The organism is Nocardia vaccinii NBRC 15922 (assembly GCF_001613305.1).
Classification (GTDB): Bacteria; Actinomycetota; Actinomycetes; order Mycobacteriales; family Mycobacteriaceae; genus Nocardia; species Nocardia vaccinii.
Genome location: NZ_BDCC01000045.1, coordinates 1 through 12,304 on the forward strand (window position 1 = coordinate 1; position 12,304 = coordinate 12,304).

Sequence of the window (12,304 nt, forward strand, 5' to 3'; positions counted from 1 at the left end):
GCCGGAGCGGAGCGGAGGCCATAGACACAGCCGAGTCTCGAGGGCTGAACGACGAGCCTCACAGCGCCGAAAACCCCGCCGCAGCGAAGCGGAGGCCGAAAACTCAGCCGCAGCTGGGAGTGGGTTTCCCGGCGTTGAGGTCGTCGAGGGCGTGCACGGCCGTGGTGAGGGTGTCGACCTTGATCAGTTGCAGCCCCTTCGGGGTGCGCTGCCGGGCTTCGTTGCAGTTGTCGGCGGGGACCAGGAAGGTCTGCGCGCCCGCGTCGTGGGCGGCGATCATCTTGTACTGGATGCCGCCGATCGGGCCGACCTTGCCGTCCGGGTCGATGGTGCCGGTGCCCGCGACGAACTTGCCGCCGTTGAGTTTTCCGGTGCTGAGCTTGTCCACCAGGCCGAGGCTGAACATCAGCCCGGCCGACGGGCCGCCGATATCGGCCAGATTGAAGTCGACCTGAATCGGCCCCTGGGCGACCTCGGTGGGCGTCACGCCGAGATAGCCCTTGGCCGAATCGTCCGGACGCGCGGCGAGTTTCACCTCGACGGTCTGCTCGACACCGCCGCGCCGCACCGCGATCGGCACCACCGCGCCGGGCTTGGCGCCCTGGATCGCGCTGACCACATCCGCGGAGGTGGCGACCGGCTTACCGCTGATGCTGACGATCTGATCACCCTTGTTCAGCAGACCCTTGGCCGGGCCGTTGTCGGCGATACTGCCGACCTGCACCTCGGTCGGATACTTCAGGAAGCGCAGTGCGGCCAGTTCCGCGTTGTCCTCGGAATTCTTGAAGTCCTGCTGATTGGACTTGTCGACTTCATCACGCGGCACGCCCGGGGGATAGACCTCCGCACGGGGCACCAGACCGTAGTTTCCGTCGGCCCACAGCCCGAACGCCTCGAAGATATTCAGCCCGTCGCGAACGGACACGGTGGTCATGTTGAGATTGCCCGACGTCGGATTCACCGTCGCACCCCGCACGTCGACGACCTGTTTCCCGTCGACGACGCCCAGTGTATTGAACGTGGGACCAGGGCCGAGTGCGACGAAGGGCACCGTCACGGCACTGCCGACGATACCGAGCACCAGGACGGGTATCAGGGCGGCCAACAGGGTGAGGATCCGACGATTCACCCGGCCCACAGTAGCGGCTCCCGTTCCAGCATCCGCGTAGCCTTGGGGGCATGAGCGACGTGCCCTTCGGATTCTCGAACCGCGATGACGACGACGACCGCAAACGCGGCGACGAGCATGGCGGCGCCGGGGCGAACAACCCGTTCGAATTCGCCATGGGCGGTTCGGGCGCGGCCTTCGATCCGTCGCAGCTCGGGCAGATGCTGACCTCGCTCGGTCAGATGTTCTCCAGTATGGGACAGCCCGGCTCGCCGCAGGACGGCCCGGTGAACTACGACATCGCCAAACGCCTGGCCCGCCAGCAGCTCGGCGCGAGTGTGCCGCCGGTCTCCGCGGGCTCGCAGAGCGCCGTGAACGATGCCGCGCACCTGGCCGAACTGTGGCTCGACGCGGCGACCACGCTGCCGGCCGGTGCGACCCGGACCGTGGCCTGGACGGCCAACGACTGGATCGAGGAGACGCTGCCGACCTGGAAGCGGCTGTGCGATCCGGTGGCCGAGCAGGTTTCGGGCATGTGGACCACGACGATGCCGGAGGAGGCACGCGAGTTCGCCGGCCCGATGCTCGGCATGCTGGGGCAGATGGGCGGGCTGGCGTTCGGCTCGCAGCTCGGTCAGGCCCTCGGCCAGCTCGCCGGTGAGGTGCTGACCTCCACCGATATCGGCCTGCCGCTGGGCCCGAACGGCACCGCGGCGCTGCTGCCCGCCGCGATCACCGAGTTCAGTAAGGGGCTCGAGCGTCCCGAGAGCGAGATTCTGGTCTATCTGGCCGCTCGCGAGGCCGCTCACCAGCGGTTGTTCGCGCATGTGCCGTGGCTGCGCCAGCAGGTGCTCGGCGCGGTCGAGGACTACGCACGCGGTATCCGGATGGACTTCTCGGCCATCGAGGAGGCCGCGCAGGGCATCGATCCGATGATGCTGGCCGATCCGTCCAAACTCGAAGAGCTGCTCTCGCAGGGCACATTCGAGCCGCAGACCACGCCGGAGCAGAAGGCCGCGCTCGAGCGGCTGGAGACGATGCTCGCGCTGATCGAGGGTTGGGTTCAGGTCGTCGTCGCCGAGGCGGTCGGTGATCGGCTGCCCGGTGCGGGCGCGCTGGCCGAAACCCTGCGCCGCCGCCGCGCGACCGGCGGCCCGGCCGAACAGACCTTCGCCACCTTGGTCGGCCTGGAGCTGCGCCCGCGCAAGTTGCGCGAGGCGGCCGAACTGTGGCGCCGGTTGACCACCGACGCCGGGATGCAGGCCCGCGACGCGGTCTGGGCCCATCCGGACCTGCTGCCCAGCTCGACCGACCTGGACAATCCGGCAGGTTTCATCGACGGCGTGATCGGCGGTGGCACAGGCGAATTCGATGATCCGCTCGCCCAGCTCGCCGAGACCGAGGCGCGCGAACGTCAGGAGCGCGAGGGTAGGTCGGACCAGCCCGAGACAGGTGCGGACGGCACCGAGAAGTAGTCGGCTCGACGACCTCAGCGGATCCACGCCGGTCGTTGCGCGGCGAACGGGTCCGCTGCCACGTACGACGCGTCGTTCCAGATCTTCACCTGTCGGGTGGCAGGGGTGTAGCGCGGCCACTTCGGTCCCGGATCGCCGTCGCGCACGAATGCCACCCAGGCCGAATGCATTTCGGTGGCCAGGGCCTGCGGCGGATTGTCGCCCTCGACGGCCGTGACGCCCTTCGCGTGCAACAGGTCGAAGGCGAACGGAATGTCCAGGCAGTGCGCGGCCATTCCGTGATGGCCGCCGGAAGCCGCTGACATACGGTCGAATTCGTACAGCCAGGTCGCCCGTCCGCGGCGGGCGTGGTCCTCGGCGAGCCGGTAGGACGGGCCCCGGATGGCCAGATCGCTGACGATCTGGCCGACCAGTTGCGCGGCGGTGGAGCCGGGATAGGCTGCGCGATAAGCCTTCTCGGCGATCGCGTCGATGTTCATCCGCGCCAGTGCGGCAGGGGCGGTCGCATCGGTCACCTTCGCCGAGCCCATGGTGAACTCGTCCCGGGTGAATCCGATCAGCAGCGGAATATCGGCACTGCGTCCCGAAACCAACAGTTGCGCGGTGGATTCCGGGATGAGCGCGCCGTCCGCGATTGGAGCGAGTTGCAGCACAGCCGGATCGGCATTGCCCGGCCCCGGTTTGGGCACCATGTTCTGGAGCTTGTGCAGGTGTTCGGGGGATAGGTCCCGCAGTGCCGCAACGGTTGCGGGCACCCCGGTGTGTTCCGTGAACACCGCGGCGCCCGCCGCGGCGGCGGTCCGATCGTTCGGCTGGGCGACCACGCCGGACTGGCAGATTCCGGACCGGAACAGCGAGCGCGCGGACGGCGCGGCCATCAGCGCCCACACCGCGCCGCCGCCCGCGGATTGCCCGGCCACGGTCACCTTGGCCGGATCACCGCCGAAGGCCGCGATATTGTCCCGCACCCAGGTCAGCCCGGCGATCCAGTCGAGAACCGCGCGGTTGTCGGGTGCGCCCTCCACGTGCAGGAAGCCCTCGAGGCCCAGTCGATAGCCGAGCGAGACCAGCACCACGCCGTCGCGGTTGAACGCGGCGCCGTCGTACCACGGACTGGCCGGCGAGCCGCCGACGAAGCCGCCGCCGTGAATCCATACCAGCACAGGCAGTTTCGCGTCCGGCGACGGATCGGGCGTGAAGACGTTCAGGTTCAGATAGTCCGTGCCCGCGATACTCGGCTCCGGAATCGTGGTCACCGCCGCGACGGGGTGCAGCTGTGCCGTGGGCCCATACGCGGTGCAGTCGCGGACCTCGGTCCACCGCGCGGGCGGCGTCGGCGCGGCGAACCGCAGCTCCCCCACCGGCGGCTGGGCGTACGGAATCCCCAGGTAGGCGAATCCGGCCGGCCGGCGGGCCCCGCGCACCGGCCCGAGTGCGGTGCGAACGGTATCGTGCGGCATCGACCCAGAATGCCCGGTCGAACAAGCCCCCGCCAGCGTCAGGGCTCCGGCCCCGAAGATCAGTGATCGGCGAGTGAGTCGGTCCGCAGGCACGGCGATCGAGCCTAGCGCGAACATTGCCCGAAATTTCCCACCGGAACCGGCTCGGCGATCAATCGCACCCAGCGACTCGGCTGTGACGTGTTTCACTCACTCGACTGTGCGGGATCGAGGCAACCGTAAGTCCAGAGCACGGAGCCATGCCGACGCGCGGCCGTCGGCCCCGCAGCGCGACTGCGTGATGTGAGTGCGACTGCCGGTATGGAGTGCGACGGACGCGACGTGCGTCTGCTCGGCGCGCAGTGCGAATGAGCTCCGGCGCGTGGCGCTTTCCGGATCGGTGACCGGATAGGCGCGGGGAGCGAAACGAATCGGTCGAAAGCGTCATTTTCGGGGTTCGCAACGGGCTGGTGAAAAACTTTGGGTTCCTGGGGATATCGCATGGGATCGAGGCGGAGTAGGACAGTGGTGAGCGGGGTGGGGACAAGGGGTCGTCCTGGGTGAATGTCCTGTGGATCAGTGCTCGATTCTGTGGATAACCAGGAGTTTCGGCGATCGTGGCCGGGGCCGTGCCACGACACTGGTGCGCATGAACGTCTTTCGCCCACGTGGGCCGATGTTGCATCCGCGGGTGCCGGTGCTGCGCCGTCCGTCGGGGACGGTGCAGTTGGGGTGGGACCCGGAGCATGCCGTGATGCTCGAGCCGCCGGACGTCGCCGCCGATACCGTCGCGGAGTTCTTGCGGCTGCTGGACGGGCTGCGCAGTCATCCGCACATCGTCTGGCAGGCCGACGGTTTGGGGATCGGCGTCGAGGAAACCCTGCGGATGCTGGCCGAACTCGATGCCGCCGGGCTGCTCGTCCACCCGCGATCGCGGCCCGCGCGGGTGCACCGGATCCATGTGCACGGCCGCGGGCCGCTGTCCGAGGCCGTCGCCACCGGCGTGCGCCGCCTGGGCCTGCGCCCCACCCGTTCGCGCGAATATCCCACGGCCACCGCGGCATCGAACTGGCCCGCCGACGTGGTGGTGCTGGCCGATACTCTCGTCCCCGATCCGATCCTGGTGAACGACCTTGTGCTGTACCGGATTCCGCATCTACAGGTGCGCATGCGCGACGGTCGCGGGATCGTCGGCCCGCTGGTGCTGCCCGGCGGCACCAGCTGTCTGCGTTGCGCGGACCTGACTCGGCGCGATATCGACCCGGAATGGCCGCACCTGGCAGCCCAACTGCTGGGCCGGATCGGCCACGGTTCGGCCGCCGCCATCACCGCGACCACCGCACTGGTGCTACGCGATCTGGAGACGGTGGTCGAGTGCGCGGCCGAACGCCCACCCCGAACTCTCGACACCACACTGGAATTGGACCCCGACACCCACCACATCGCCCGACGTCACTGGCCGATCCACCCGGCCTGCGGCTGCCGCCTGCTACGCCCGCCGCGCACCTCCCATGCCCCAGCCACGAATCCGCCTCTCCCCCACGGCCCCAACTCCGGTCGCAGCACCGACTCCGGCGCTGGTCCGGCCTTCGGCCACTGTCCCACCGGCACCGGCCGTAACCCCAGCTCCAGCGCTACCCCGAACTCTCGCCGCCGACCCCGTTCCAGCACTGGCCCGGACTCCGGCCGAAGTCCCCGCTCCAGCGCCGGCCCACGTACTGACCGCAGCACCGGCGGCGCTGGTTCTGGTCCTGGCTCCGGTCCCAACCCCGGCTGTGGATCCGGCTCGGGTCCGCTTCCCGCCCAGGGCACCAGCTCTGGCGCCGCCCGCTTCAACTCCGACTGCGAGGGCGACGCAGACGACCGCACTCCCACCGACCGGACACTCGACAATCGCCATACCACGGCGCGTTCGCCGCGCACTGCCGCCTGTTCGCGGGTCCGCAACGACCGATTCGGCGCACCATGAGCCCACCGTATTCAGCGCACGGCACGCCACCGCCGGCTCAGCCGGTCGTCGACCGACCTCGTCCAGCGGCGCGCGATCGAGCGCAGCCGGCACACCACCGACCATGTCGATCAGCAAGTCCGAATCGTCTGCTGCCATCCGACCCGGCCGGTCCATCCGTGATCCGGTGCAGCGTTGCCCAGCGACCCGATCGGCGCGACATGAGCGCATCGGATCGAGCGCACGGCCCCGCACTACGATCTCGGCCGGCGGCGACCGGCCGCATGATCCCGCGATGTGTGATCGAGCACAGCCGGTACCGCGACCATGCCGTCGACGAGATATCGACCGTCGCGTCGACGCGACTACGGCACCGGGCTCGATCCTGCCCGTCGGCGGCGGATTCGCCGCCGACGGGGCGCCGATACGCCGAATGTGGTGCGGCCGCCGCACCGGTTGCCGAAGTACTGTGACACATGCCACGCACAGGTCTTTTACTCAATTCTCATGGCACGGCGCGTGGTGAGTCGGGAATGATGGGATTGTGTCTGAGATTGTGAGCCGCCGCTCGTCCCGTAATGCCAAGCTGGCCAAGATTCCGCTGGGTATCGCGGGCCGGGCGGCCGTGGGGTTCGGTCGCAAGCTCGCCGGGGGCGACAAACAGGAGATCAACGCGGAGCTGAATCAGAAGGCCGCCGAGCAGCTTTTCTCCGTCCTGGGTGAACTCAAGGGCGGGGCAATGAAATTCGGGCAGGCGCTGTCGGTGATGGAGGCCGCGGTCCCGGAGGAGTTCGGCGAACACTACCGCGACGCGCTCACCCGGCTGCAGGCCGCCGCGCCCCCGATGCCCGCCAATGCCGTGCACCGCATGCTCGACCAGCAGCTCGGCACCGCGTGGCGGCAGCGTTTCAAGGAATTCGACGACACTCCATCCGCTTCGGCGAGTATCGGCCAGGTCCACAAGGCGGTGTGGTCCGACGGCCGGGTCGTCGCGGTCAAGGTGCAGTATCCCGGCGCCGACGAGGCCCTGCGCGCGGATCTGAAAACGCTCAACCGGATGGCCGGAATGATGGGTTCGGTCATCCCCGGCGCGGATGTCAAACCGATCCTCGCCGAGATCACCGAACGCACCGAGGAAGAACTCGACTACCGGCACGAGGCCGCGAACCAACGCCAGTTCGCCAAGGCCTTCGACGGCCACCCGCGGTTCGTGGTGCCCAAGGTGGTGGCGAGCGCGCCGAAGGTGATCGTCACCGAATGGCTCGATGCCACGCCGGTTTCCGCGATCATCAAGCGCGGCGCCCAGGATCCGGAGGGCACCGTCGCGGAGCGCAACGCCGTGGGCGCGCTGATGGGCGAATTCCACTTCTCCTCCCCCGCGATCGTCGGCCTGCTGCACGCCGATCCGCATCCGGGCAATTTCATGATGCTGCCGGACGGCCGGCTGTCCGTGATCGACTACGGCGCGTGCGCACCGCTACCCAACGGCTTCCCGCCGCTGCTGGGGCAGATGGTGGCCATGGCGGTAGACGAGCGCTTCGACGAGCTGACCGCGCTGATGTACGACAACGGCTGGGTCATTCCGAGCCGCACGGTGACTCATCGGGAAATCGCCGACTATCTGCGGCCGTTCACCGATCCGATCCAGGCCGAGTCCTTCCACTTCACTCGCAAGTGGATGCAGCGCGTCGCGGGCAAGGCCACCGACATCAACCGGCCGGAGATGAAAACCGGTATGGCCCTGCAACTTCCGGCCGAACATTTGATGGTGTTCCGAGTGCTGGCCGGATCCATCGGCATCTGCGCACAACTCGACGCCGAGATCCCGTTCATGAAGCTGATGCAGGACTGGGTGCCCGGTTACGTCGAACACCGTTCCGCCAGTTGATAATTCACTCAACAGACAGATAAGGGCGAGCCCCGCATCTCCGGTCGAGATGCGGGGCTCGGTGCCGTCCCCCGGGCGTCGTCCGGCTCACGCCAGAGCGACCTTGCGCGGGCGGCCACGGGGCCGCTTGCGGGCGATCACGACACCCTGGTCGAAGATCTCGCCGCCCCAGACCCCCCAGGGCTCACCGCGATCCAGGGCAGCGCTCAGGCAGCCCTTGCGGATCGGGCAGGAAGCGCACAGCGCCTTCGCCTCCTCCAGTTGCGCCGGGCTCTCGGCGAACCAGAGGTCGGGGTTGCCGACTCGGCAGGGCAGGCTCAGCGTGACTCCCCGGGTGCGGGAAGCCGGGGCCACGGGTGTACGGCATGTCACGCGAAATGCGGTCGCGGTGGACACGTCTTGCTCCTTCAGCTCGTGCAGCGGTCATATGTGGTGGAAGCAACTGCGTTGTCTTCCGCGAAACCGGGGCCGATGGCTGAGGGCCGGTAAAACAATGGCCACGGTTTCGCTCGGTGCGATCCGTGGCCAGGAGGCTGGGGAGAGTTTCCCTACCTGAGTCGACTTCGGTGTCGACTCCTGATCACGGTCGCTGGATGGGCCTGGCGGAGGTGGAATGCCTGCAGCAGATAGGCCGCCACGGGTGCGGCATCGACTGCGTGGGCACCGGCATCGGTGAATGCCGGGCGCCAGCTCCGCTCGAGCTTGTCCGTTTCGATTTCACGCTGCGGCGCTTGCAATTCGGCACCGAAAACGCTTGCAACGGAATGCCCGGTCCCCTGCATGGCGAGGACCCCCCGGGAGACGGACGCACCGGGAATCATCGACACGGCAATGCCGATCGGGGCGAAGTCGTTCGCGATTCCGTTCATTTCGTCTGCCTCCCTCCATAATTCGTTGTCCGTCGATGTACTGTGCGCGCGGGAAGTATCCTCCCGTTGCGTAGAACCCACCCTACGGGCGCGTTACATACCCGCACAACCCATTTTTCACCTGCAGTTTCAGGGGCTTGCCGCCGTGCGCGGGACGTGGTTTCGTTGGCGGTTACCGCGCTGCCATCCGTGCGCGCACGATCGCCAGCAACTCCGTGCCGAACTGCTCCCGACGCTGCTGTCCCATACCGGGTACCGCGGCCAGAGCATCGTCGGTCGTCGGCCACTGTTCCGCGATCGCGGTCAGGATGTTGACGCTGAGCACCGCGAACGGTTTGATCTCCAGCTCGTGGGCCTTGTCCCGGCGCCAATCCTGCAGCGCGGCCAGCAGCACCGGATCCACCTCCCCCGGACAGCCCGCACATCGTCCGAGCAGCGTGTCGCGGGAGGCGAGCAGGGAGCGGCCGCATACTCGGCAGACCGGCAGCCGCTTGGTGCGCTCGGTGCGAGGATCCGCGCGGCGAGCCACCAGGGAGGCCGGGGAGTCCTCGGGGACCAGGCCGTTCAGGAAGCGGCTGCGCCGCCGCGAGCCGCGCCCGCCCTCGCTGCGGGCCAGTGCCCAGGTCAACCGCAGATGTTCGCGGGCTCGGGTGACGCCCACGTAGAGCAACCGGCGCTCCTCCTCGAGCGCCGCCTCGTCGGCGACCGCGCCGCCCTCACCCAGCACGTGCGAGATCGGCAACGTGCCGTCGGCCAGGCCGACCAGGAAAACCGCATCCCATTCCAACCCCTTGGCCGCATGCAGCGAGGCCAGGGTGACGCCCTGCACGGTCGGTGGATGGCGAGCCTCGGCGCGAGCGGCGAGTTCGCGCAGCAGGCCCGGCAGGGCCAGGTCCGGATCGGCCGCGGTGAGCTCCTCGGTGAGTCGGACCAGCGCGTTCAGCGAGGCCCAGCGTTCGCGGGCCTGCGCACCGCTGGGCTCGACGGCGGTCAGGCCGAGACGGGACAGGGCCGCGCGCACGAGAGTGACCAGTTCCGGCCCGCGCGCGTCGGGCAGATCCTCACGAGATGCGTTCTGGCGCAACGCTTGTACGGCTTGGCGGACCTCCGTGCGCTGGAAGAAACCCGCACCCCCGCGCACCTGATACGGAATGCCTGCCTCGGTCAGCGCCTGCTCGTAGGCCTCGGACTGCGCGTTGATCCGGTACAGCACGGCGATCTCCGCGGCCGGGACGCCCTTGCCCAGCAGCCGGGCGATGGCCTTGGCGACGCCGAGCGCCTCCGCGGGCTCGTGCTCGTATTCGCCGAAGGTCGGTTCCGGGCCGTCGGGCCGCCGGCCGATCAGCTGTAGCCGGGTGCCCGCGATCCGGCCGCGGGCCGCACCGATCACCCGGTTCGCCAGCGCCACCACCTGCGGGGTCGACCGGTAATCGCGTTCGAGGCGGACCACCGTCGCGTCCGGGAAGCGGCGGGAGAAATCCAGCAGATACGCAGGACTGGCGCCGGTGAAGGAATAGATGGTCTGATTCGCGTCGCCGACGACGGTCAGATCGTCGCGACCGCCCAGCCAGGCGTCCAGCACACGCTGCTGCAGCGGCGTGACGTCCTGATACTCGTCGACGACGAAACACCGGTAGCGTCCGCGGAACTCCTCGGCCACGGCCGCGTAGTCCTCGAGTGCGGCCGCGGTGTGCAGCAGCAGATCGTCGAAGTCCAGCAGCATGCCCTCGGGTGTGGTCTTGAGCGATTCGTAGCCGGTGTAGACCTCGGCGACCCGCTGCGGGTCGTACGGCGTCTCGCGCCGGTGCCGTGCCGCCGCGTCGGCATAGTCCTCGGGAGCGATCAAAGATGCCTTGGCCCACTCGATTTCGCCGAGTAGATCGCGCACGCTCTCGGTCGCGGTGGACAGTCCCACCCGGTTCGCCGCCTGCGCGACGATCGGGAACTTGCCCTCCACCAGCCGCCACGGCACCTCGCCGACGACCTGCGGCCAGAAGTACCGCAGCTGACGCAGGGCCGCGGCGTGAAAGGTGCGAGCCTGCACGGTATTCGACGCACCGCCCAGGCCCAGCGACCGCAATCGCCCGCGCAGTTCACCGGCCGCGCGCGCGGTGAACGTGACGGCGAGCACCTGATCGGCCCGCACATGACCGGCCGAGACCAGATGGGCGATGCGATGGGTGATGGTGCGGGTCTTCCCGGTGCCCGCACCCGCCAGCACACAGACCGGCCCCCGGGGCGCCCGGACGGCAGCGGCCTGCTCGGGGTCGAGTCCGTCGAGCGGGCTTCCGGGCGGGGCGGGCGAAGCGGGCACGCGCTCCATCATGACAGCGCGGTCCGACAGATTCTCCGGGCGCCGACGGTCCGGGCACCGAAGTCGCCACTGACCTCATCGTGCGGCGGAAAATGTGATGACATGCCGATTTCGCTGGTGTCACACTGAATCCATCGAGCGGACGACCATCGGCTCGGCGTGCGCTACAGTGACGAGCCGATGCGGCTCGAGAGTTCAGACGGGGGTTTCCGACGGTGACTCCGAATGCAGCACGGCACCTTTCGTCCATGAATGACACCAAGGCGGTCGACCGGTGAGTTACCCTCCGCAATCACCTCAGCCGGACGGCGAGGCGGCCAAGCCGACCATCCATTATTCGGGACCGCCGGATCAGGCGCCGGGCGGGTCGTACCCGCCTCCCGGGCAGTCCGCACCGGACAACCCGACCCAGCAACTCGGCCAGTCCGCACCGGGCATCCCGTATCCCGCCGACCAGGCCACGCAGATGTTCGCCGGTCAGCAACAGCCGCCCTACACCGCGCCGCCGCAGCCCTACACCCCGGAACAGCCGTACGCCGCGCCCGCTCAGCCCTATGCGGGTGATCAGGGGTATCCGCAGGCTCAGTATCCGGGTGGACAGGGATATCCGCCGGGCCAGTACCCGAGCGGGCAAGGGTATCCGCAGTACACCCCCGAACAGCAGTACCCGCCGACCCAGGGCTATCCGCCGGGGCAGATCCCGCCCGGGCAGATTCCGCCCTACGGGACCGGCGGTGGGCCCGGATCGGGCGGCGGCGGGGGCACGAATATTCCGCTGGTGATCGCGGCGGTGGTGATCGCGTTGATCGTCGTCGGGGTCGGCGGGTATTTCCTGCTGCGCCCGCATCACAGCGAGAACAACGTCGCGACCGGGACCTCCACCACCGAGGAGTCGTCGACGACGACCGAGACGACCACCACCGCGCCCGAGACCACGACGACCGTCCCCGCACCGGCCGACGAGTGGATCGCCGCGACCTACAACGCCGACACCCATCAGGTCTCGTGGGCCAAGAGCTCGATCGGCTCCGACGATGCCAGCTCGCGCGCCAACTCCCAGTGCGGAACCAACTGCCAACCGGCGACCTGGGCGAAGAACGGCTGTGTCGCGATCGCCGTCGGCGAGCGCGACGGCTGGGCCGGGTCCTGGGGCGCCACGGCATCGGAGGCCGAATCCAAGGCCATCTCCTCGGCACAGACGAACTTCAAGGTCAGCGGGCCGTTCCACACCTGGTCCAAGTGCGCGAGCGATAGCTGACCGAG

At 68.7% G+C, this 12,304-nt stretch carries 9 protein-coding genes; 4 read left to right on the forward strand and 5 right to left on the reverse strand.

The window, feature by feature from the left end:
* Positions 1-103: 103 nt before the first annotated feature.
* Complete coding sequence (locus NV1_RS26805) at positions 104-1,129, reverse strand: YlbL family protein (RefSeq protein WP_218027215.1); 1,026 nt, start codon at positions 1,127-1,129, stop codon at positions 104-106.
* Between the two features lie 50 nt (positions 1,130-1,179).
* Here NV1_RS26805 and NV1_RS26810 point away from each other — a divergent pair, with 50 nt between their 5' ends.
* Positions 1,180-2,583, forward strand: a complete 1,404-nt coding sequence (locus NV1_RS26810) for a zinc-dependent metalloprotease (protein WP_067897114.1) — start codon at positions 1,180-1,182, stop codon at positions 2,581-2,583.
* Positions 2,584-2,597: 14 nt separating this feature from the next.
* Here the strand turns inward: NV1_RS26810 and NV1_RS26815 are convergent, their stop codons facing one another.
* Entirely contained in the window at positions 2,598-4,043 is a 1,446-nt protein-coding gene (locus NV1_RS26815; protein WP_067897115.1) for a carboxylesterase/lipase family protein, read from the reverse strand.
* A 628-nt stretch (positions 4,044-4,671) separates the two neighbouring features.
* Here NV1_RS26815 and NV1_RS45935 point away from each other — a divergent pair.
* Positions 4,672-5,991 carry a hypothetical protein gene (locus NV1_RS45935; protein WP_245713941.1) on the forward strand — a complete coding sequence of 440 codons (1,320 nt, stop codon included), beginning with the start codon at positions 4,672-4,674 and terminating at the stop codon, positions 5,989-5,991.
* Between the two features lie 523 nt (positions 5,992-6,514).
* Positions 6,515-7,858, forward strand: a complete 1,344-nt coding sequence (locus NV1_RS26830; protein ID WP_067897128.1) for an ABC1 kinase family protein — start codon at positions 6,515-6,517, stop codon at positions 7,856-7,858.
* A gap of 87 nt (positions 7,859-7,945) precedes the next feature.
* Here NV1_RS26830 and NV1_RS26835 read toward each other — a convergent pair whose 3' ends face one another.
* From NV1_RS26835 to NV1_RS26845, 3 genes are all read right to left on the reverse strand, one after another.
* Positions 7,946-8,212: a WhiB family transcriptional regulator gene (locus NV1_RS26835; protein ID WP_084525809.1), complete on the reverse strand. Its 267-nt coding sequence runs from the start codon at positions 8,210-8,212 to the stop codon at positions 7,946-7,948.
* A 194-nt stretch (positions 8,213-8,406) separates the two neighbouring features.
* On the reverse strand, positions 8,407-8,727 hold the full coding sequence (locus NV1_RS26840) for a hypothetical protein (protein WP_067897132.1): 321 nt from the start codon (positions 8,725-8,727) through the stop codon (positions 8,407-8,409).
* A 172-nt stretch (positions 8,728-8,899) separates the two neighbouring features.
* Positions 8,900-11,053 (reverse strand): ATP-dependent DNA helicase UvrD2, encoded by a 2,154-nt coding sequence (locus NV1_RS26845; RefSeq protein WP_067897135.1) that lies wholly within the window; start codon positions 11,051-11,053, stop codon positions 8,900-8,902.
* A 262-nt stretch (positions 11,054-11,315) separates the two neighbouring features.
* Between NV1_RS26845 and NV1_RS26850 the strand changes: the two genes are divergently transcribed.
* Positions 11,316-12,299 (forward strand): DUF4189 domain-containing protein, encoded by a 984-nt coding sequence (locus tag NV1_RS26850; protein WP_067897138.1) that lies wholly within the window; start codon positions 11,316-11,318, stop codon positions 12,297-12,299.
* Positions 12,300-12,304 lie beyond the last annotated feature (5 nt).

Bases quoted from the DNA above. Each gene is read 5' to 3' on its own strand.
- NV1_RS26810 (WP_067897114.1), top strand. From the start codon at position 1,180: ATGAGCGACGTGCCCTTCGGATTCTCGAACCGCGATGACGACGACGAC.
- NV1_RS26815 (WP_067897115.1), bottom strand. From the start codon at position 4,043: ATGCCGCACGATACCGTTCGCACCGCACTCGGGCCGGTGCGCGGGGCC.
- NV1_RS45935 (WP_245713941.1), top strand. From the start codon at position 4,672: ATGAACGTCTTTCGCCCACGTGGGCCGATGTTGCATCCGCGGGTGCCG.
- NV1_RS26840 (WP_067897132.1), bottom strand. From the start codon at position 8,727: ATGAACGGAATCGCGAACGACTTCGCCCCGATCGGCATTGCCGTGTCG.
- NV1_RS26845 (WP_067897135.1), bottom strand. From the start codon at position 11,053: ATGATGGAGCGCGTGCCCGCTTCGCCCGCCCCGCCCGGAAGCCCGCTC.